Below are 23,160 nucleotides of genomic sequence, written 5' to 3'. Positions count from 1 at the left end.
TTTCAAGTTCCTCTATTCTTCGATTTTTACAACATGATTACCATCAAAGAAGTATAAACATTTCTCTTTCACAGGATGTTGTAAGCTTTTCTCGAGCGCTTTTGCATATAACGAAAGCTGCACTTTATATCGCTCTTCTAAAATTGGTTTCGCTTGTTCGAATCCACCTGGGAATTTCCCTTCAATCGTATCTGTTTTGAAGTCGATTAACGTAATGCCATCTTCCTCTTCAATCATGCAGTCGATAACCCCTTGGACAAGAATGGATTCCCCGCTCTGCCCTTGCCAATCTTGATACGCTTCTTCTGCTGCAAGCATCATCGTAAATGGTACTTCACGCTCAACACTTTTCGCCGCTAATACCCTTTTACCTAGGTCACTATCAAAGAATGAAATTACTTTTTCAATCGCAATTTCTTCCGCCTGCTCGAATGTTAATAATTCTTTATTTACCATTCCAGCAATTTGCTCCCGAATCACTTCTTCTGTAATCGGCTTCTTCAAATCAACATGCTGCATAACGGCATGTACTGCTGTTCCGCGCTCTGCATATGTTAATCCCTTTTTCTCCATAAAACGAGGACGTGTCCTAATTGGTGCACGTAATTTTTTAATAAAGGCATTATCGCTACCTTCTTCAGATTGATAATTTCTCTTTATTTCTGTAACAGATTGCTTCGCACGATGAGATGTCGCTTCCTCATATCCGTACTTCCACATTAATCTATCGTACACCTCTTCTTTCCGTTCACTCTCTAATGGAACGGCCTTTTTCTCACGAAGTGCTTCTAACAATTCTTGTTTCTCTTCTTGAACCGGTTCTGGCGCGAGTAACGTGTTACCGTCAACAACTTCTACTTTCCAGCTAGTGTCATACCCATAAATTTCATCTGGAACACTTCCTTGTCCTAATTCAAGAAGTATTTCACTATCACGGTGTCTATATAAGGAAGGTGCAATCCAGTCTAAGTAGCAAGACGCTCCGGCACGTATATGATCTGGTAATAACCATTCACTATGCTCTCTCGCATCCAGCCATTTTTCCATTTCCTTAGTTGCATCCTTAACTGTTCCAATTAAAATTAACTTCTCTTTTGCACGTGTTAACGCTACGTATAAGACGCGCATTTCTTCCGCAATTAATTCCATTTTCATTTTACGCTTAATTGCAAGTTGTGATAATGTCGTATATTTAATTCGTTTACGAGGATCGATAAATTGCGAACCAAAACCGAAGTCTTTATGCAGTAAGAAACGCTTCATTAAGTCTTGTGTATTAAAGCGACGACCAAGTCCAGCGACAAATACGACTGGAAACTCAAGTCCTTTACTTTTATGAATTGTCATAATGCGAACGACATCTTCTTGTTCACCTAAAGCTCTCGCCGTACCCATATCATCACCGCGTTCTAAAATACGCTCAATAAAGCGTAAGAAGCGGAATAGTCCTCTAAACGATGTTGCTTCATATTGTCTTGCGCGGTCATATAGTACACGCAAGTTTGCTTGCCTTTGCTTTCCAGCTGGTAAACCACCGACAAAGTCATAATAACCTGTCTCACCGTACACTTTCCAAATTAAATCAGAAAGAGACTGTTGGCGCGCAAATTCACGCCATCCTTGTAATAAGTTATAGAACCACTCTAATTTATCATGTAGTTCTTTTTCTTCTTCAAGCGGTGCCCCTTTTAAAAATGAGCTCATTACTTCATAAAACGATCCTTTCTTCCCATGAGCACGAAGCGTTGCAAGTTCTTCATCATTTAATCCAACGATTGGGGAACGAAGTACTGCTGCAAGCGGAATATCTTGCATCGGATTATCAATAACGCGGAATACGTTCATCATAATATTTACTTCTGTCGCTTCAAAGTAACCAGTCGCAAGATCAGCGTATACTGGAATTCCTTGCAATTTTAACTCTTCCATAATTTGCGGTGCCCACGGCATGGAGCGAAGTAAAATAACGAAGTCGCGGTATTGTACAGGGCGCATACTATCCGTTTTACGATCATACACTTCATAACCTGAATCAACCATCGCTTTAATGCGCTGCGCCATAAGACGTGCTTCAAGCTGTGCTTTTTCTACTTCCGCACCTTCTTCACCGTCTATTACTTCTTCTTCTGTTTGCTGAATGCACAATAGTTCAGCTGCTACATCTTCACCTTCTGGATAACTAGCACCTAGCTTTAATTCAGCGTCAGCATCGTAATCAATTTCCCCAACTTCTTCGCCCATAATTTGTTTGAAGATAAAGTTTGTACCCGCTAACACTTCATGACGACTACGGAAGTTTTTCGCTAAGTCAATTTTCATTCCGCCGCCTAACCCTTCTTGCGTGAAGCGTTTATACTTTCCTAAGAATAATCCTGGTTCTGCTAGTCGGAAACGATAAATCGACTGCTTCACGTCACCAACCATAAACAAGTTTCCTTCACTCTCAGAATCTTTCGTTACGAATTTAATAATCGATTCTTGTACGAAGTTCGTATCTTGATATTCATCGACTAATACTTCAGCAAATTTATTACGATATTGAAGTGCTACAGCTGATGGCTTCATTTCACCTTCTTCACTTTGTTCGCTTAAAATTTGTAAACAGAAATGCTCTAAATCTGTGAAATCGACCATTCCTTTATCTCGCTTCATCGCTTGGAAACGCTCTGTAAATACTTTTACAAGCTGTACGAGTTTTTCTAATACAGGATGCATATCTTGAAAATCTCGTAAGAAACTTTCAGGTTTGCGACTAAATAGCTCTTCTTGTAATTTCTTTACTTCATCTTTCGCTTTATTACGAAGAGAGTCTACTTGTTTCACAACATCCTCGTTATAATCGCTTTTCTTAATACGCTTTAACGTTTGCCACGATACGTTTTGCATCGCTTCATATACGCTTGTCCATGACTCACGAGCAGCTGATGATAACGTTCCAAGTAAAGCTAAATCTGCTTGCAGGGTTTCAACGCGAGGCGCTGGACCGTCAGGAAGCATTGCGAGTTCCGTTGCTTTCCGAATATGCTGTTCCGCTGTTTCAAGCTGGAATTTCACATCTTCTAATAAGTAAGAGGCGTACACTAAATCTTCAATTGTCTTTCCTTCGACGTCATATGCTTCTACTAATTTATCGAGCCATTTTTCCGGATTTGGATGCGCTCTTGATTCTGTATGAAGCGCTAAAATCATACGTTGTAAATCATCGTCACTACGGTCACTCGTATAACGATCAACGAGTTCAAAGAATATCGTATTATCTTCTATCCCATACTCTTCTTCTAATATGTCATCTAGCACTTCTTCTTTTAACAATTCATTTTCGGTTTGATTCGCAATGCGGAAACGAGGATCAACATCAAGCATGTAATAATATCCTCTAATGACTTGTAAACAAAATGAATGGATCGTTGAAATGGAAGCTTTATTTAATAAGCTCAGCTGCTTTCTAATGTGCTGAGAGCCCGGCTCATCAATTAATACTTTTTCTAACGCTTCCCCAATTCTGTTTTTCATCTCTTGCGCCGCTGCATTCGTAAATGTTACAACGAGCAGGCGGTCGACATCGACTGGGTTTTCTTCATTAATAATCTTTTTAATAATACGTTCAACTAATACTGCTGTTTTCCCTGATCCTGCTGCTGCCGCGACTAAAATATCACGTCCGTTCGCTACAACCGCTTTCCACTGGTCATCTGTCCACTGACTACCTTCTGGTTTTTTAGGCCAATTTTCTATCATTCTCCGCCAACCTCCTCTCTAATTTTCTCCATCGCTTCGCTATCTTTCATATCTTTTAGCGTACGGAATTGGTTATCTTCAAGTGATTCATCAAACTGACAAACAGATTTGAAGTTACAGAACGTACATGCCGCTTTATTCCCCTTTTTGTAAGGAGCAATATCAATAACGCCTTCTGTAATGTCTTTCCCGATATTTTCAAACGTATGGTGTACGTATTTTTGCAGGACGTTAAACTCTTGTTCACTGGCAATACTTGAACGCGCACTAAAACTACCGTCTTTTTTCAGACCAGCAGAAATAATATCAGAGCTTCCTGTTGAAAGTTTGTTATCCATTAAACGAACAACGTCAGCATCTCCTAGTACGAGACCTTTCATTTTGAATTTCTTTAAAATTTCCTTTTCAATTTCTGCTTCAGATGCGTCACCTTTTACCTCCACAATTGGGTTATGAATGTGGAAATACAATACACCAGCTGGTGATGCCGTGCCGCCTTTTTTCATCCACGTATGCGCATTTGAAGTAACAACATCTAAATACGTTAACATTTGAAGTGCTAATCCGTAATACACTTCCGTTAAGTCTAACGCTTTTGAGCTTGATTTATAGTCAATAATACGTAGGAATGTTCCGTTTTCATCTTCTGCCTTATCAACACGGTCAATACGTCCAACTACTTCCATCTTCACACCATTAGGTAACGAGAATTCCATTGGCGGAAGTGATCCTGTACCGCCCATACCAAATGGCACTTCTAGATCAACTGGTACGAAACCGCTAGACTTCGCATGTTCACGAAGAATGATTGACGTACGGAAAATGATTTGTTGTAGTTTTTGTTTTAAATAGAAGTGACGGTTTGAACTTAATAAAATTTGTCTTTGTAATAACGGTGCAATCTCTTCTATTACTACAGCAGAAAGATGCTCACACTCTTTTATTGATAAATCCGCCCAAGTACGGTTTTCACGTAATAGCCTATCTGCAATTCTCTTCAGCGCTGCATGGAAGAGCTCTCCGATATCTGGCGCATCAAGTTTGAAAATATCACGCTCTCTTAATGATAAACCGTGCTGCGCAAAATGAGCGTACGCACAACGGTTAAATAATTCCATACGAGAAACGCTTCCTTTTATTTTATCTCCGTATAAATCTCTACTTACAGCTGTACTTAGCTTTTGCGCACGATTTCGGTAGAATAAGCTTGATAATACGCGGCTACTTTTTTGCTTCCATTCATCTGAAGTAACGTAGAAATTATATACATCCCACCAAAAGTCTAAGTTGCCTTCAAATCCATATCGCTTCCACGTTTGAAGTTGCTGCATAACATATGACAACGTTACTTCTGGTGTTGCTACATATGAAATTTGTTCCGAACGTGATAAATCATTTACGTCGTTCGTAATAAATGTATCTTTCACATCAGGGAACATTCTTTTTATTTTCTTAATAAAGCTAGAAGCAAGTAACGTCTTTCCTTCCTCATCTGCAAGCGGGCATGAAATGTATAATTTCTCAGTTGCTCTCGTTACCATTTGGTACATAACAAACTGTTCTTCTAATAAAGTTTGTCTCGTCGTTGGTGCGAGTTCAATACCTGCAGCGCTAAGAACATCTCTTTCTTCATCAGAAAGCATACCTTCATCCATCGGTGCTGCTGGAATCACACCTTCATTCACTCCAATGACGAATGTTGCTTTCACATTTGATAATCTAGAACGATCAATATTCGCAATTAACACTTGGTCTAATGACGGCGGAATGTTTGCGAATTGAAGCGCCTCAAGACCTGTCGACATAACGTCTGTGAACATAGAAAGTGACATTTTTTCTTCGCCAAGCATCTCAACGAACGTATCAAGAAGACTCATTACTTCTTCCCATACTTGTTCATGATCTGTCGCAAATAAGAAATCTCCGCTCTCTTCTGCACGAATACGTAATGCTTCTAATTTTTTCGGAACGTCAAGCTCTTCTAAAAACAAGTAAACAGCTTCGCACATTTGCATAACCGTTCCCGCACGCTTCAGTCTTTTTTGCATACGAATAACAGGCGTTCTTACAACGCCACGCAATCGATTTATTTTCTCTTCCATTTCACGTTCACTGTCTGTAATCATCCCGTCCGTATCGTCAAGAGAACGATAGCGGCGATACATCCACGGATCTTCAGAAGTCCATCTTTTCCCTTGTACACCGTACGCTAAACAGTAGTTTTCAAACTCATCCATCTCTTCGCGCATCGTTTCTTTTCTTACGTCTAATGGATATAAAAGCTCTGTTTTCACGCAGCGAAATACTGCATCATAACGCCAATTCCCGCTAATAATCTCGAGTGCAGAACGAATACATTCTACTAACGGATGGTGTGACATCGGGCGTTTTTCATCGATGAAGTGCGGGATATTATAATCTGTAAATAGAGTCCGCATTACATCGTAATAACTTTCCCCGTTACGAAGAAGAACCGCAATATCCCGGTAACGATAGTTTTCATCTGCCACAAGTCTACGAATTTCACGAGCAACGCCTTCTACTTCAGCTCGTAAATTCGCGGCTGTATGAATCGTTACACTTGCTTCCCCGTTAAATTTCTCATTCGGACGCGCTTCATAATGAGCTTCTAAATGCGCTAATGCTGGAGAATGAAAACGCGGTTGTTCCATAAGCGGAATCGTTTTTTCAATTTCTATTTTCTCTTCACGCGCTACTTGTTTTATTTTTTCATACGTTAACGTCGTTTCATAAAATAAATCTAGTTCATTTACTGGCTGCGCTAACGTTTTTTCATCTATCGTTAATGTAATTGTCACTCTCGCACCGCAAATCATAAGCTGTCTTACAATTTCTAGTTCTTGCGGTGAAAATGAATGGAAGCCATCTATATAAATTTCAGCTCCCTTTACATATTCAGACTGCGGAAGCTTTTCCACTAGCAATTGCAGATAGTCTTCTGAATCTAAGTACTTTCCGATTAAAGCACGTTCAAAATCATCATATAATAACTGTAAATCATACACTTTATTCGCTAATAGCTTTTGTTCAGCACTGCTACTATGTGCATCTAATTGTTGCCACATTTCATATACGTTTGATGGCGTCACGTTATATCGTTTAAACTCCGCAATCATACTGCCAAGATGTTCAAAGAAACCATTTTGCTCCGCTGCTTTTTGGAATACCGATAATCCATCTTTACGAGACTCTACAATTTTACGAAGTAACATATGTACGCCCGCTTCATCAATGTGAAGACGACTCGCTCCGCCAACTTCTTGCAATACTTTCCACGCTAATCGTGAAAAACTAAAAACTTGTGCCCGAATAGAACCTCTAACATCTTCACTACCAATTAACGCCTGCTGCGTTTGGAATGTCATCTGTTCTGGCACAAGATATAATATTGTTTCCCCTCTTGGGCGCTGTTTTAACTCTTCTTGCACTTCGTGTAAACAAAGTGTACTTTTTCCACTTCCCGCTCTACCAATCACAAATCGAAGTGACATGTAACCCCACCTTTCACTTACATAACGAACGTTAGTTTGCTACTATAATTGTATTATAGGACACGAAAAAAGACAAACGGAGTAGTTTGTCTTTTTCTATACTTCTACCTATTATATCAACCTTTTGAAAAATTCGTTTGCACCTCTTGAATTGGCCAATATCGTAAATCAACTTTACCGACAACTGTATCAGCTTTTACAAAACCAAAATGTCTACTATCCCAGCTCCCGAGGCGGTTATCACCTACTACAAAAATATATCCAGGCGGCACCGTTTTTTCCTTCGTTAACTCTTCTAGCGTAAAGTCACCTGTTAGTTGTCGTCCATTTATCTCTTTCTTATATTTCTCTAGATAAGGTTCATCTACGAATTGTCCGTTTATATATAGTTTATCATGCTTATATTCAATATGATCCCCAGGTAAACCGATAATTCGTTTTACGTAGTCCTCTTTTTTATTCGCATGAAACACAACAACATCAAACCTATTCAAGTCCCCCACTTGATAACTCACCTTATTTACAACGAGCATATTGCCATCTTGCAATGTCGGCATCATTGATTTCCCCTCTACAACGTACGTTGAAAAGAAAAACGTTCGAAAAAATACAGCTAATAATACACCAATTAAAATTGTTCGTATCCACTCTATGCCTTCTTTTTTCAAAGTTTTCTTCATCCGCTTCTCCCCTTATCCTTTAATAATGAAGCTTTCCTTTACAAAGAAGACTATTCTTAATGTAGTTCTAACTTTACTTCGATTTTCTTACCGACATACCATAAAATAAAAATACCAATTGCTACAATGACTGATTTCACCGGATTATGAATAAATGACATTAAATCATGACCGATATACGTTAAAATAAAAATCATCACAAGCTTTCCGAACGCGAGCGCAAGGCCAAACTGTTTTACACTAATGCGAGATAGACCAGCAACAACATTTATAAGCGCAGATGGTGTAAACGGAAAACAAAATATGACGAAAATCGGTGCGAACCCTTTCCTTTCAATCCACCCCATTGCCTTTCGTACTTTCTCATGCTTATTTACAAAAGAAAAGAAACGACTTCGGCCAAAATGGCGGATTATGAAAAAGACAAGTAAGGCACCCATTACTGATCCAAGCCAAGAATAAAGAAAACCGAGCCAAAATCCAAATGCAACAGCATTCGCCAGTACAAATACGATAAGTGGCAATGCTGGAATTAGCGCCTCTATCATCGGTAACCCAATACCAAGAAGTGGTCCGAACGCTTTATAGCTTTCAACGATATGATCCATATTTTCTGGTGAAAAATACTCTTTGATTGTCTGAAAATCCATTCTACACTTTACCCCTTTACTCTAAGTACTACCTCTACTGTATCATTGCCTATATGAAAGAGGAAATGGTAGATACGACATATGGAGATGTAATTATTAAGTTTCCATATCTTTCATGAGAATTCCTTCATTATTATGCTATGATAATCTATCAATATTCGACAGGACGTGAAGTTATTTTAAATAACATGCGCCGATTATAGCTTAATGGTTATATTTTATGAGAAAGAAGAAAATGCAAAAAGTAATAATTAGTCTTTTTCATATAGGTAGCGACGGATGATTATTTTACCTTCAAACAATCCTCTAATGGCTAGTTCTTACAAGCAATTTTTTTAGCAAGCGTACACTGTCAATCACGATAAGTATTAACATATGTAAGAAAGATAGTATTAATAATGTACTCCGAATAGGTATCATTCGAAATTTGTATAAAAATTTATCAATCATATATATATCTTCTTCATTCGTTATAGTTGCAGGAGTGAAGATAAGATAATCTTTCCAGTTATCTATCCACGTTAAATTAACTGCGGAAAATTCCATCGTTCCTAACCACAAATAAAGAAAAATTGGTATAAGAATCATATATTGCAGGCTATGTAATATCTTTCTTTTCTTCTTACATTCAATAATTTGAAAGACAATAAGTGTCAGTACATACACGATTGACAGAAAACATACTATAGTGACAAACGGTTGAATTGAAAAAGCAAATAGCAATTTATCAATTTCACTAATTTGACTATAATCTGTCGTATTTTGAGGTGTGAAAACAAAATATCGTTTATCAGCGACTATCATCAACTGACTACCAGTGAAACTAGTAAACACAAATGTAAGAAAAAATATAGGCAAAGCAAGAATATATTGCGCCCAAAATAACAGGTTCCTTTTCAACATACCATCTCCTTTTTATACAGAATGAAAAAATATACTGTATGTTCACACTATAGTAAATATGTATAATTTTTCCATTATATTGTAATTATATATTATCTTGAACCCTTCGAGAACAAAAGTTTTTACATTCTCTCATTTTGTTTATAAATCTTACAACGTAAACTGTATATATAATGAAATCAAAAAGGATGAGTCACCTCATCCTTTTCCTCTCACACATCCTCTTCTCTAACAACATACACTCTCTCATAAGCTGGTCTTAATGTTGATTCATCCCTTTGATCAACCTCTTTAAAGCAAGGATTCCCTTGTTTTTTCCTACGATCTTCATACTCCGTTCGCAATTTCGCAGTACGATTTTGTTGATTTTCAAAACTAGTTTTCGATATCTCTAACTTCACAGCAAAACCATTTATAAATCGGATAATAAGGTTTCCATCTTTTAATTCTTTATTGCTTTCAATATAAAAATGAGATAACCACGCGCACTCTTTTCTAGAATACGAATAGGTAGGGAAAAAATAAAGTTGATCGGTCGGACTAATTGCAATTGGTGCTTTATGTGTAATGTGAGTTAACTCTTTCGTTCCTTCTTTTCTGCCTAAGAAACTAGAACCATGCTTGCGACAACTTCTTTCTATAATATCTAGAGGTTTTTGAAATACGAAAAAAGAGTCTTGCACTTCAACAACTCGCGTAACAATTTTCTTTTCACTGAGAATTACAGGAAGTAAGGCCATTGTATTTTTATTTACAACATAGTTTTCGACGTAGCGTTCTACTTTACTTTCCATATTCCACTATCTCCTTTTTTCTATTTATATTAGCAGCTGCATGTATAATTTTAGCATCTATGAAAAGGAAATGGCTTACAGATTCCGCTTTTTTACAATACTTTATTATTTGTCAAATACCTTTTAAATTATAAAATAAAAATATATTATTTTTATAATAATAAACCTATACAAAATCTATTTATACTACCTATAAATATTTACAACTACTTCCTCATTTCGCATCATTAAGACAATTAACTTTGCTATAATTAAAATAAAAATCCAATATATGGAGGTCCACTATGAAAGAAAAAGAAATGCAACCAACGATTCACATGAAAAATAGCAGCATTGTGATCGTGAACAACCCAGCTAGCATTATATTCGCTTTATTTTTCATTCTATTATTTTTTGCAAAGCCTTTTCGTAAATCGAAATGCTCTGAATGTAAGAAAAGCGCGAAGAAAAAAGTTGAAAAAGAAGAGTAAAAGGCTTTCTATTTTGGAAAGCCTTTTACTCTTCTTCATATTCATATTTTCTTCCGAGTGTCCCTGTATCCCCTTTATTTTCTAATATTATTACATATAAAAAATTATCCACTACGTTAAAAAGTACTTGTACGTGTTACCCATTTTCATTAAGAACTTCACCTTTATAAATCACTAGCAACTTTTTAACTCGTTAAATCTGCAATATAAGTTTTGTATATAATTCCACTTCAAAACACAAAATATGTAAGTGATTATTTATGATTACATTCGTTTTTTATCTAATTCCAAAAAGGAGCTGTATAATATGGAGAAAAAAAGTCTATTAAGCCAACAGATTAATAGCGTCCCATCAGATGCTCTGAATACCCCTAGTAAGGAGCAAGAACAAATGTTAGAAACATCATCTCAAGACGAACAAAATTCTAACAACAATACTAACAAAAAAGATGTTACTCAAGGTCTATCTGGAAAAGATTTCCCTATTTCAACAGAGAATACAAATTTATAGTTATTTACTATCATACGCAGCAAATGCTCTTGCTGAACTAATTCTTCTACAGAAACTAATACGCATTCCAGATAATTTTTCACCCGTTGTAACATAGAAAAAGAGATTTAGATATAAAAACAGGCTCTGGGAAAACTTTCTCCACAACCTAAAAAAAGGATGGCATTAGCCATCCTTTTTTCCATCATCAACTATAAAATTATAGTTTGATTACGTTTTTAGCTTGAGGTCCACGGTTACCATCTTCGATTTCGAAGCTAACTTTTTGACCTTCTTCTAGAGATTTGAAACCGTCAGTTTCGATTGCAGAGAAATGTACGAATACGTCGTTTTCGCCTGGAACTTCGATGAAACCGAAGCCTTTTTCGTTGTTAAACCATTTTACTTGTCCTGTTACTGCCATAATTATTTCCTCCTAAGAAAATACATTTTTTTAAATTTTTAGTTTTCCTATCTAAAAAAAGAATCCACACATTATCAAATACGAAACATAAACTAGTTCTCACATACTTTTTCTCGTTCGTTTTCAGCACTTGATAATATATGGATTGCTTAATTTAACTATTCAACTGACATTATCATAGCACATTAAAATAAAATGTACAATCTTTTTTGAAAATAACTGACAAATTAAATCACGTATGCAATTATCAATATCTTATTTGAATAAAAATAAACAAATCTTTCGAATGCCACTATATTCCTTTTTCTACGTGTTAAAATGTAATCTGACAGTACTTACTGGAGGGGATGAAATGTCAAACTACACAAACGAAGAAAAGCTTACAGGGGGAAACGTCTCAAACGTATATCGTTCTAAAAATACTGTTCGGCGAGAATTGAAGCCAGACAGCGCACAAATTCATAAGTTATTACAGCATTTAGAAAACAAAAGTTTTCATTACGCACCAAAGTTTTTAGGTATAGATGAGAAAAATAGAGAGATTTTATCTTTTATTGAAGGAGAGGCTGGGAATTATCCTTTAAAAGAATATATGCGATCTAATGATGTGTTAAAAGAAATAGCAAAGATGCTTCGCCTTTATCATGATGCTGTAAGTGACTTTCCGTTATTAGATGATTGGAAACCTATGGACCATACCCCAAATAATATTGAGGTTTTATGCCACAATGATTTTGCTATATATAACATTATATTTAATAAAGAGAAGCCAGTAGGAATTATTGATTTCGATGTCGCTGCCCCTGGACCAAGAAGTTGGGATATCGCTTATACACTTTATACTTGTGTGCCTTTAAGTAGAGTTTATTATACGGAATCAGGCGAGACAATTCATTATAAATCGGCACAACATGCTGACCGTATGAAAGAAAGAATAAAATTATTCGTCCAGTCCTACGGTAAAAGTATGGATGAAGATTACTTAGGTATGGTACTACTACGTCTAGAAGCATTATGTACATATATGAAAAGAAAAGCAAACGAAGGCGACATCAATTTCCAAAGAATGATTGACGAAGGACATTTAGAGCATTATGAAAAAGATATGAAGTTTATTCGTGATCATGGAGCTGAGTGGATTTGATCATATTGTCTTTTTTTGTCGGTAAGTCGATATCCTTTGTCGAATCGTCGATATATTTGAAAAATCGTTGATATATTTTAAGTTATGATAGATATATCGAAAAAATCGTCGATATATTTTTATTTACTCTCGAATCGTGCGAAAAATAATAAGAGGCACCCTTCAAAAAGGGGCCCCTTCCTTTTATTTCGTAAACTGTGCTTCTTCTGTAGATCCTTTTAATGCTGTCGTTGATGAAGTACCACCTGTAATCACCTGTGCTACTTCATCAAAGTAACCTGTTCCTACTTCTCGTTGATGGCGAGTTGCAGAGTAGCCGTGTTTTTCTGCTGCGAATTCTGCTTGTTGTAGTTCAGAGTAAGCTGCCATGCCGCGCTCTTTATAGCCGCGTGCTAATTCGAACATGCCGTAGTTTAATGAGTGGAATCCAGCAAGTGTTACGAACTGGAACTTATAACCGTAAGATGCGATTTCTTTTTGGAAGCTCGCAATTGTTTTCTCATCTAGTTTTTGTTTCCAGTTAAATGAAGGGGAACAATTGTATGCAAGCAATTTCCCTGGATGCTCTTTATGAATTGCGTCCGCAAATCGTTTTGCATCTTCTAAATTTGGTTCAGATGTTTCACACCAAACGAGGTCTGCGTAAGGAGCGTATGCTAAACCACGTGCAATCGCTTGGTCAAGACCTGCTTTCGTACGGTAAAATCCTTCTGGTGTTCTTTCTCCTGTAATAAACGCTTTATCAACAGGATCGATATCGCTCGTAATTAAATCTGCTGCATCCGCATCTGTTCTTGCAACGATAATTGTCGGTACTCCCATTACGTCTGCCGCAAGGCGTGCCGAAATTAAATTACGCACCGCTGTTTGCGTCGGTAGTAATACTTTTCCGCCCAAATGACCGCATTTTTTCTCTGAAGATAATTGATCTTCAAAGTGCACACCTGATGCACCCGCTTCAATCATACCTTTCATCAGTTCAAATACGTTTAATTGTCCGCCAAATCCAGCTTCTGCATCTGCTACAATTGGTACGAAATAATCTGTATCACCGCCTCCTTCCATATGCTGAATTTGATCCGCACGTTGAAGCGTTTGATTAATTCGTTTTACTACAGCAGGTACGCTATTTGCTGGATATAAACTTTGGTCTGGATACATATGTCCAGAAAGGTTTGCATCTGCTGCTACTTGCCAACCACTTAAGTAAATTGCTTTTAAACCAGCTTTTACTTGCTGCATCGCTTGGTTTCCTGTTAATGCACCAAGTGCGTTAATGTAATCTTCTGTATGAAGCGACGCCCAAAGCTTTTCAGCACCGCGGCGAGCTAACGTATGTTCAATATCAATCGATCCGCGCAAGCGAATTACATCTTCTGCCGAATATGGACGTGTGATCCCTTTCCAACGCGTATCTAGTTCCCAGCTCTCTTGTAATTTCTCGATTCTTTCGTTTTTCATTTGTTCCATCCCCTTTTCACTTTTTATAAAATTTCATAACCCGGTAATGTTAAAAATGGTACGAATTCATCATTCCGAACGAGATTTGTAAACAACGTTGTCGCCTCTTGGAATCTCCCTTCCTTAAAGGCTTCTTTACCAATCTCTCTTTCTATTTTTGCTAACTCTTCTTCTTTTAGCTCTTCCATTAATTCAAGTGTAATATTACGGCCATCATTTAATTTTCCACCTTCATGGCGAATCCATTGCCATACTTGTGCCCTAGAAATTTCCGCTGTTGCTGCATCTTCCATTAAGTTATAAATTGGTGCTGCTCCTCGGCCGCTTAACCAAGATGCAATATATTGAATACCTACGCTAATATTCAGACGAAGACCCTCTTCTGTAATCGTTCCCACTGGTACTTCTAATAAATCCTTTTCTGTAACATGTATTTCTTCACGTTTTCTAAAAATTTGATTCGGCGTTTTCATAATGTGATTAAATACTTCCATCGCGACTGGTACAAGTCCCGGGTGGGCAACCCAAGTCCCGTCATGACCGTCTAAAGCTTCGCGCTCCTTATCCGCACGAACTTTTTCAAAAGCTGCTTCATTTGCTTCTGGATTGTTTTTAATTGGAATTTGTGCTGCCATTCCTCCAATAGCTGGTGCATTACGACGGTGACATGTTTGAATGACTTTCAAAGAATACGCGCGCATAAATGGCGCCGTCATCGTGACTTGCGCTCTATCTGGAAGTAAAAATTGATTATGATTACGGAAACCCTTTAGAAAACTAAAAATATAATCCCATCTTCCGCAATTTAATCCAGCAGAATGATCTTTAAGCTCATACAAAATTTCATCCATTTCAAACGAAGCATGTATCGTTTCCAGTAACACCGTGGCTTTGATCGTTCCGTTTGGAATACCGATATATTTTTGAGCAAATACGAAAACATCATTCCATAACCTTGCTTCTAAATGGCTTTCCATTTTCGGTAAGTAAAAGTATGGACCGCTTCCTTTTGCTAAAAGAGCTTTCGCATTATGGAAAAAATAAAGTCCAAAATCTACTAAGCTACCAGACATATTCTTTCCGTCAACTTGCATATGTTTTTCTTCTAAATGCCATCCTCTTGGACGCACAATTAATACTGCTGTTTTACTATTTAAATGATATTCTTTTCCGTTTTCATTTTTATGTGAAATCGTTCCCTTTACTGCATCTCGTAAGTTTATTTGACCTTCAATCGCATTTTCCCAAGTTGGTGAATTCGAATCTTCAAAATCCGCCATAAAAAGATGTGCTCCTGAATTTAAAGCGTTAATAACCATCTTTCTATCTACCGGGCCAGTAATCTCTACGCGGCGATCCTCTAAATCTTTTGGCAATTTAGCAATTGTCCAATCAGCTTCACGTATGTGCTTCGTTTCTTCTAAAAACTTCGGAAACTCCCCTGCATCAATTCTCTTTTGTTTCTCCGCACGCTTTTGTAAAAGTTCTATGCGGCGCTCATTGAAATTTCCATGTAGTTCCTTCAAAAAACTAAGCGCCTCAGGTGTCAATATTTCGTTGTACGCTGGCAACATTTCTCCGGGCAATGTAACCCGTGAAGTTTGCGTCGACATATTAGCATCCCCTTCTTAAACTGTTTTATAACAGATTTGATTTTATGTTTTATATTATATAACAAATCTTCAGAAAAGGAAGTTTTTTTTTGAAAATTTAATTGTTTTTTTGTAAAACTGTATTCTTCCACCGGTATTACACATAAAAAAGAAGCTGGTGTTATACAACACCAGCTTCTTTTTCTATTATTTATTCAAAAATTGTTTTAAATAAGAATTGCGCATATTGTTCACGTGTTACTTTCATGTTTGGAGCAAAGTTACCCTTTCCATCTCCTACCGAAATACCATTTGAACCTACTGCATTAATCGCATTTTCTGCCCAATGTCCTTTTGGTACATCTTTAAATCCTTTTGTTTCTTTTACTTCTAACTCATATGCTACTGTAAGCACTTGTGCCATTTCTGCACGTGTTAATGTATCTTTCGGTCTAAAGTTTCCAGTTCCATCACCATTAAAGATACCTAATTCTGTTAATACTAAAATTTCTTCTAAGAACATTGTTGATCTTTCATTAATATCTTTGTATGGATTTTCAAGAATATCGCCTTCCTCGAATACTTCACTGAAATCCATTGTGCGATAAATTAAAGCGGCTACTTGTTCACGTGTTACGTTATGTCCAAAACCGAACACACCATTTCCATAACCAAGCATAATTTCTTGTTCTGCTAAAGTTTGAATTGCTTCATAAGACCAATGTCCTGCTGGTACATCTTTAAAGAATGCCTGACTTGCTTGTTGTGGCTTTGCAGCTAATTCAGCTTTTGCTATTGTCCCTTCAGCACTAAATGCCACTCCACCCATAATTGTTAAAGCTGTTGCTACTTTTAAAAACTTTTTCTTCAAAGTATTCTCTCCCTAAAAACATATTTTTTTCTAATATAAAGAATTAATGGAAGCGTAACAATATAATTTTCATGTGATTTTTGTCTAATTTATGAACTATATTTCACATACTTTTATTTACACGTTATTAACAATAAAGTTACTAAACCGTATATTTAAACAATAAAAAGTTACTTTATTCAAACTCTTCTTATCCACTAAAATCGAAAAACTAAATTACGAATAGAAAATCGATATAATTACAAATAATTTTAAATAAGAAAAAAGCGTGGAATTCCCGCGCTTTTTTCTCGATATATATTATATTGATATAACTTAAACATCCTTATATTTTAACTTTCATTCATAATCTTCATCTTTTACTGGAAAATAAAAAACAGCTCTATTTAAAAACGTTGCATATTGCTCACGTGTTACAACTTTATTCGGTTCAAATTTCCCATTTCCTGTTCCTACTATGACATGATTAGACTGTAGTGCACTAATCGCATTTTTTGCCCAATGATTATTTGGTACATCTTTAAATGTATGGTTCTTCTTCACCTCAAATGTAAATGCATTCGTAAGAATTTGTGCCATTTCTGCGCGTGTTACTGGTGCAGTTGGTCTAAAGTTTCCTTTTTCATCACCTTTAAAAATACCATGCTCTGTTAATACTAAAATTTCATCTAAAAACATTGTTGCTCTCTCAGAAATATCTTTGTATGGATTTTTTAAAGGACCTTCCCTTTTCAAATTCAATGTACGATACAGCACTGCTGCTACTTGTTCTCTTGTTACATTATCACCTACACCAAACTTACCATTTCCATACCCTAACATTACTTTATTGTATACTACATCCATTATATCGTCATATGCCCAGTAGTTTACTGGAACATCATCAAACACAATCATTTCTGGATATTCTTCTGCTTTTACGTTGGGAACATTCGTACTTACAAACAAACCACCCATAATAGTTACCGTTGCCATTATACGTAACATGTTCTTCTTCATTGCCCTCTCCCCTTTACCTCCATTTGAAAAAACGGAAAATAATAGACTGAAATCCTTTCCAATATTACATATGTTGCCTTTGCACCATTTATGCAATATATTACATTTAAAAAATCTATTATTGTGAAAATCACTACTAAAGGAGAGCCAATTCGCTCTCAATTTCAATTTTTATACCGAATTGTACGCAAACTAATTTTCTTTCCTGTATTCATGTAAAGGTGTTTCTATAATATAAATATTCTACTTTTTTCAAAAGAAATCCTTCACGTTTTAAGAGTTCATTTTCTAGACAAAAAATGCAATTATATCGACTTAACTACAACATACGACAATAGTAGCCTCTCTATTAACAAAAGCTCATAATGAGCGAAAGATACCTCTTCCACAAATTATGAGCTTTCTCTTTATCTATTCCATTTTCCCTGGAGAATTATCAATTGATCGTTGTAAAAACTTTGCAAATTGCCCACGTGTAACGAGCATTTCAGGCTGGAACTTGCCATCTCCTGTTCCTACCGCTACTTTATTAGACTGCAATACGCTAATTGCATCCCTTGCCCAATGATTTTCTGGTATATCTGTAAATGTATGTGGACTCTTTGTTTTCAAATCATATGCTTTCGTTAAAATTTGTGCTAATTCTGCACGGGTCAATGTATCTTTCGGACGGAAATTCCCATTTTCGTCTCCTTTAAAAATACTAAGCTGTGTTAAGCGTAAAATTTCGTAAGGGAACATGGTTGATTTCGCACTAATATCTCCATATGGATTTCCAATAGTCGCACTTCTTTTCACATGAAGTGCGCGGTACAATACTGCTGCCGCTTGTTCACGTGTTATATGATCTTCCGTCCCAAACTTACCATTTCCATAGCCATACATAATGCGATGATGTACTAAATTTGTAATTTCATCATATGCCCAATGATCTGTTGTTATATCATCAAACTTTATCATAATATTAGGACTAGATTTTTGGATAATATCTGTATTTGCAGACACACCATTTGCACCTACAAATATTCCTCCCATTAGTGTTAACGATGTCGCTATCTTTACTAGCTTTTTCATCTCTCTCATCTACCTTTTCCTTTATTTCCCTGCAAATTATATTATACAATAAATCTGAAAATTATAAATTCATTTCAACATAATTATTTACAATTAAGAATAGAATTTTTCTTCTACTACTATTTTTTCATCCTTCGTTTTTCGAAAAGTAAATGCCATTCCTACAAATATAAGAATAATTCCTACTATTTGCATACTAGTCGGTCTAAACCCGGTAAAGACTGTATCTAATAGTATTGCAACCGCAGGATCTAAGAACACTAATACAGAAATTAATCTCGTCGATAAATCTCTTAAACTGTCAAAAAATAAGTAATATACAAATCCCGTATGTATAAGACCTGTCGCTGTAATCATCATCCAATTCATCTCTGTTAACCCTTGAAACTTGCCAAAGTCTACGAATGGTAGCAATAAAAATATACCTAAAAATGTTTGTAAAAATGTCATCGCATAGGCGCTCGTATGCTGAATTCCTTTTCCTAGTAAAGTAGTAAAAGCATAAAATAGTGCCGCAAGTAGTGCCCATACCATGCCAGATGACATCAGTTTTTCAAGTGATAGACTTCCATCTACTCCAGCCACTAACACTGTACCGATAAAACAAATAACAATGGACAAAACAGCAAACATTGTAAGTCTCTCTTTAAATACAATACTACCAATCATTAATACGATAATGGGTGCTAGATGATAAACTGAAATCGCAATTGTAATCGACATAACTTCAAATGCTTTAAATAAAAATACCCAGTTAAAAACGAGAAATACACCGCATGCTAATATTTGCATGACTTCTTTTTTATTCCATTGCTCACTTTTATATTGTCCTGTTACGAGCCAACATAATGCTAAAAATATAGTCGCACAAATACAACGAACGAATACTAATTCAAAAGACGGTAAACCTGTTTGAACAGAGAAAAATCCAATTGATCCGAAAATAGACATCGAAAGGATCATTTTTATAGCCGGCATTGATTTTGAATGAAACAAAATATTAACCTCCTAAACATTTCACTGAATATTCCATATATTATACACTATAATTTTCCAAAACTCGAATAACGCATAAAAAAAGAAGCAGTACACTACCGCTTCTTTTCCTTTTCATATTGTTCAAATGTATGAATTCTTTCGAAAATTGGTGGATGTGTGTATAAGAAAAACTTCACTAACGCAGGAGGATTTACTTGGCTTAAACTCGTTTTTGATAAATATTGAAACGTTTTTACACCAGATTTCCCGTCCTTCGTCATGTCTAAAGCATATTGGTCTGCCGCTCGTTCTTCTATACGAGAAACATAGTTTGTTGCTGGTTGTGATACAAAAGAGAGGACAGAAGAAATTAAGAAAAATAAAGGTAAAATTGAGAAACATGCTGCTTTTGAAATTTGCAGCGTATCCCCCCATTTTCGAATACACATATTTATAATACGACTAATGAGGTACATCCCTATAAACGATAGCAACACATAACTCGCAACGCCCCAATATATATGTTTCATAACATAATGCCCCATTTCATGGGCCATTATAAATAAAATCTCTTTATCTTTTAATTGCTTAAGCGTTGTATCCCACATTACAATTCGGGCATTAGGCCCAATTCCTGTTACGTAAGCATTTAACGCATTCGTTTTTTCCGACATATTTACTTCATATACGTGTTTTGCCGGAATGTCAGCTTTATCTGCCATCGCTAAAATTTTCGTTTCTAACTCTTTATTTTTCAGCGTCGAGAAATCGTTATATAGCGGATCAATCACAACAGGTTGTATAAATGTTAAAAAGATTGTAAACGGAACAGAGAGCGCCCACCCTGCTAACCACCATCTCTTCGGGAATTTACGGATAAGCCATAGAAGAACCGTAACTACAATTAACATAGTCGCATAGCTCTCCCAAAAACCGATAACATGATCTTTTATCCAGCTTTGTGTACTTTGCGTTGAAATGCCGTAATCAACGGACACTTTTCGGCTAATCCATTGCATTGGCAGGGCAAGAACTGTTGTAAGTAATGATAAATAAAAGAAATAAATCGCAACTTGCAGGACACTTATTTTCGTCGTTTCCTTCGACCATTTCTCAAACTTTTTTGAAATACCGAGCACAAGTACAAATAATAAAATAATCCATTCAAGAGGCGTCGCTAAAAAATACAGTAAATTTTTCACGCGCGAATAATCTTGGCTTAGCGTAAGCTCTCTTGCATTCATAAACGTTTCTGGATCTGCACTCGTTCCTTTGTACATGTCAGGAATTAGTTCATGATTCCATCCAAGTAAATACCAATATATAAATAACGCAAACCCAACGTACAAAAAAAGCGACCACCCGATAACCTTCCTCACGCTATTCCCTCCTCTATGCTGCCTGTCTATTATTATTGTAAGTTCGTACATGCTAAATTAGAACAAGCTTATTACGCGAATTGCTCGAGATCCTTTTATTTACATAAAAAAACTCTTCTACAAATAGAAGAGTTTTACCTACCTTTAGACGCTTTCTTCGGTTCATACTCTGGGATAAGAAACGTACTTACAACCCAGCATATTAAACCAGCGCCTTTTATATAGCGTATATATTCATAGTCTTGAAAAAATAAAGTCGTTACAATAAGCGTAAAAAATCCAATTAAAACTAGTACATATCCTATTTGCTTCTTAGATAACATAACGTGCCTCCTTAAGGAAGTACATCCATTAATAAGCTAAAATCTTGTAAAGAAAAAGAACTATATTTCATAATACCTTGTACAGCTAAAAGTAAAATAAGGCCGGTCACACACATATAATTAACGCTTTCTTCACTCTTTTTTTCAGCAACTACACCGCCACTAATACATAAAATCCCTAGCAAATGAAGTGCTAAATACATAAAGAAATAAGCTTCCTCCCAGCGAAGAATAACGTTGACTGTCGTTATTAGCACTATACTAAGCACAATCAAATAAAAAAACTTATTTGATGATATTGTTTCATTCATATAATTTTATACATCCCTTTCACATTTTGAATTAATGATGTTTCAAGGCTATAAAGTAAATGATTGCTTTCATACTATAAAACAAAAGGAAAGCCACTATTACTTTCTCGAATACTTTATGAACCCACATATACTTCTCTTCATTCTTTCTGAAGATGCGCTTCATCATTTCTTCTACAATTAGACCAAATAGTAGTAAAACTCCTAACACAATGAGAAGAGAAATAATATTTTCTTTTACATGCGTACTAGAAAATAAGTAATACTCTGGAAACACAATCGTATCTACTACAGGTTGCAGCCAATGACAAACGCTTTTATCACACATATCTGTAAGAGACGTAGCATCTATAATGTCTTTCAATATTTTTTCAATCGTCTTCTTCATCTCATTTACTCCCCACTACGTCTGAAAAACTTTTTTCCTGCTCTACATATATAGCGGGCATTTCTTTACTCCAATACTTGCGGTTAACAAATAAAAAGATGAGTACTAAGTTTAATCCTGTTATAAAAATAATAAGTCCTGGAAAGAACGTCGTATAATTTGAGAAATCTGCAAAACTCATTATCTCTTCTTTATTTATTAGAAAAGAAAGACCAATTACAAATGCATTGTTTAACATGTGAATAGCAATTGGCATGAGTAAGCTATTCGTACGAATATATACGATTGATAGTACAATGCTAAATACAACTGCGCCTAGAAAATCAACGTGTAACAATGCAAATAATATCGCTACAACAATGATTGCTATACTCGTTCCCCATTTTGCTGCGAAGCGTTGCAGTAAAAATCCGCGAAAAACAAATTCCCCAATAATTGGTGCGATGAATACGACCATAATAACTTGATAAACATATCCTCCAGTGCTATCCATAATCGGTTCGCGTAATGCGTTCATAATAAATGTCGGTGTAATCCATGCAAAGCTATACATGTACAAAATAAGATATCCATAACTAAACACACATAACATAATCGTAATGTATAAAACTTGCACCAGGTTAAATGTTTCATTTCTATTAATAAATAATGAAAATGCAACACGGTGTTTTTTATACTCAAAAAAGATCCACATAATCGGCAGGATATAGAATATAAGAATATTTATAAAAGTAGAATTTTGCATATGAAATGTATTTTCTATCAATTCATTACTGGCTCTTGCAACTACAGTTAATAGTGCAAATACAATTAAAAAATATCTAGCTCGCATCGTTTGAAACGGATTCACACTCATCTCCTCCCCTATGTTACTTTTATCATATCATTTGATTCTTAATTTTTTGAGAAAGAAAACCTTAAAATTTCCTTAAAAATTCCATAAGTTACCGAAAGATGATATGATATTCGAGGAAATTAG

At 35.9% G+C, this 23,160-nt stretch carries 21 protein-coding genes; 3 read left to right on the top strand and 18 right to left on the bottom strand.

What is annotated here, in order from left to right; genetic code table 11:
- Positions 1–12: 12 nt before the first annotated feature.
- From addA to NLJ82_RS05905, 6 genes are all read right to left on the bottom strand, one after another.
- Positions 13–3,738, bottom strand: coding sequence for a helicase-exonuclease AddAB subunit AddA (addA, locus tag NLJ82_RS05930; RefSeq protein ID WP_000572276.1), 3,726 nt, complete (start codon positions 3,736–3,738; stop codon positions 13–15).
- Complete coding sequence (addB, locus tag NLJ82_RS05925) at positions 3,735–7,250, bottom strand: helicase-exonuclease AddAB subunit AddB (RefSeq protein WP_000058550.1); 3,516 nt, start codon at positions 7,248–7,250, stop codon at positions 3,735–3,737. The genes addA and addB overlap by 4 nt, the downstream gene beginning before the upstream one ends.
- Positions 7,251–7,366: 116 nt before the next feature.
- A complete protein-coding gene (lepB, locus tag NLJ82_RS05920) occupies positions 7,367–7,930 on the bottom strand; it encodes a signal peptidase I (RefSeq protein ID WP_000751900.1) in 564 nt (187 codons plus the stop codon).
- Between the two features lie 56 nt (positions 7,931–7,986).
- Positions 7,987–8,580 (bottom strand): TVP38/TMEM64 family protein, encoded by a 594-nt coding sequence (locus NLJ82_RS05915; RefSeq protein ID WP_000347516.1) that lies wholly within the window; start codon positions 8,578–8,580, stop codon positions 7,987–7,989.
- 306 nt (positions 8,581–8,886) lie between these two features.
- On the bottom strand, positions 8,887–9,483 hold the full coding sequence (locus tag NLJ82_RS05910) for a DUF4306 domain-containing protein (protein ID WP_002027215.1): 597 nt from the start codon (positions 9,481–9,483) through the stop codon (positions 8,887–8,889).
- Between the two features lie 212 nt (positions 9,484–9,695).
- A complete protein-coding gene (locus NLJ82_RS05905; RefSeq protein WP_000444431.1) occupies positions 9,696–10,277 on the bottom strand; it encodes a competence protein ComK in 582 nt (193 codons plus the stop codon).
- A 284-nt stretch (positions 10,278–10,561) separates the two neighbouring features.
- Here NLJ82_RS05905 and NLJ82_RS05900 point away from each other — a divergent pair, with 284 nt between their 5' ends.
- Entirely contained in the window at positions 10,562–10,747 is a 186-nt protein-coding gene (locus NLJ82_RS05900; protein WP_000659564.1) for a hypothetical protein, read from the top strand.
- Positions 10,748–11,054: 307 nt separating this feature from the next.
- Positions 11,055–11,258 carry a hypothetical protein gene (locus NLJ82_RS05895; RefSeq protein ID WP_000412679.1) on the top strand — a complete coding sequence of 68 codons (204 nt, stop codon included), beginning with the start codon at positions 11,055–11,057 and terminating at the stop codon, positions 11,256–11,258.
- A gap of 199 nt (positions 11,259–11,457) precedes the next feature.
- Here NLJ82_RS05895 and cspA read toward each other — a convergent pair whose 3' ends face one another.
- Positions 11,458–11,661: an RNA chaperone/antiterminator CspA gene (cspA, locus tag NLJ82_RS05890; protein WP_000301518.1), complete on the bottom strand. Its 204-nt coding sequence runs from the start codon at positions 11,659–11,661 to the stop codon at positions 11,458–11,460.
- A 352-nt stretch (positions 11,662–12,013) separates the two neighbouring features.
- Here cspA and NLJ82_RS05885 point away from each other — a divergent pair, with 352 nt between their 5' ends.
- Complete coding sequence (locus NLJ82_RS05885) at positions 12,014–12,805, top strand: phosphotransferase (RefSeq protein ID WP_000074035.1); 792 nt, start codon at positions 12,014–12,016, stop codon at positions 12,803–12,805.
- Positions 12,806–12,988: 183 nt separating this feature from the next.
- Here the strand turns inward: NLJ82_RS05885 and aceA are convergent, their stop codons facing one another.
- From aceA to NLJ82_RS05830, 11 genes are all read right to left on the bottom strand, one after another.
- Positions 12,989–14,266 carry an isocitrate lyase gene (gene aceA / locus NLJ82_RS05880; protein ID WP_000787353.1) on the bottom strand — a complete coding sequence of 426 codons (1,278 nt, stop codon included), beginning with the start codon at positions 14,264–14,266 and terminating at the stop codon, positions 12,989–12,991.
- Positions 14,267–14,289: 23 nt separating this feature from the next.
- A complete protein-coding gene (gene aceB / locus NLJ82_RS05875; protein WP_000107303.1) occupies positions 14,290–15,879 on the bottom strand; it encodes a malate synthase A in 1,590 nt (529 codons plus the stop codon).
- 190 nt (positions 15,880–16,069) lie between these two features.
- A complete protein-coding gene (locus tag NLJ82_RS05870; protein WP_000726287.1) occupies positions 16,070–16,729 on the bottom strand; it encodes an S-layer homology domain-containing protein in 660 nt (219 codons plus the stop codon).
- A gap of 339 nt (positions 16,730–17,068) precedes the next feature.
- Complete coding sequence (locus NLJ82_RS05865; RefSeq protein WP_000739939.1) at positions 17,069–17,728, bottom strand: S-layer homology domain-containing protein; 660 nt, start codon at positions 17,726–17,728, stop codon at positions 17,069–17,071.
- Positions 17,729–18,139: 411 nt separating this feature from the next.
- A complete protein-coding gene (locus NLJ82_RS05860) occupies positions 18,140–18,811 on the bottom strand; it encodes an S-layer homology domain-containing protein (protein ID WP_001208789.1) in 672 nt (223 codons plus the stop codon).
- 84 nt (positions 18,812–18,895) lie between these two features.
- Entirely contained in the window at positions 18,896–19,798 is a 903-nt protein-coding gene (locus tag NLJ82_RS05855; protein WP_000469093.1) for a DMT family transporter, read from the bottom strand.
- A gap of 95 nt (positions 19,799–19,893) precedes the next feature.
- Positions 19,894–21,159, bottom strand: coding sequence for a M48 family metallopeptidase (locus tag NLJ82_RS05850; protein WP_001233300.1), 1,266 nt, complete (start codon positions 21,157–21,159; stop codon positions 19,894–19,896).
- A gap of 134 nt (positions 21,160–21,293) precedes the next feature.
- Positions 21,294–21,482: a hypothetical protein gene (locus tag NLJ82_RS05845; protein WP_000949420.1), complete on the bottom strand. Its 189-nt coding sequence runs from the start codon at positions 21,480–21,482 to the stop codon at positions 21,294–21,296.
- Between the two features lie 11 nt (positions 21,483–21,493).
- A complete protein-coding gene (locus NLJ82_RS05840; RefSeq protein ID WP_001006054.1) occupies positions 21,494–21,793 on the bottom strand; it encodes a hypothetical protein in 300 nt (99 codons plus the stop codon).
- A gap of 31 nt (positions 21,794–21,824) precedes the next feature.
- Positions 21,825–22,181 (bottom strand): hypothetical protein, encoded by a 357-nt coding sequence (locus NLJ82_RS05835; protein ID WP_000750873.1) that lies wholly within the window; start codon positions 22,179–22,181, stop codon positions 21,825–21,827.
- A gap of 1 nt (position 22,182) precedes the next feature.
- Positions 22,183–23,037, bottom strand: a complete 855-nt coding sequence (locus tag NLJ82_RS05830; protein WP_002027206.1) for a CPBP family intramembrane glutamic endopeptidase — start codon at positions 23,035–23,037, stop codon at positions 22,183–22,185.
- Positions 23,038–23,160: the final 123 nt, after the last annotated feature.

This window comes from Bacillus paranthracis (assembly GCF_024296885.1).
Taxonomy (GTDB): Bacteria; Bacillota; Bacilli; order Bacillales; family Bacillaceae_G; genus Bacillus_A; species Bacillus_A paranthracis.
This window is presented reverse-complemented; position numbering and strand designations above follow the sequence as displayed.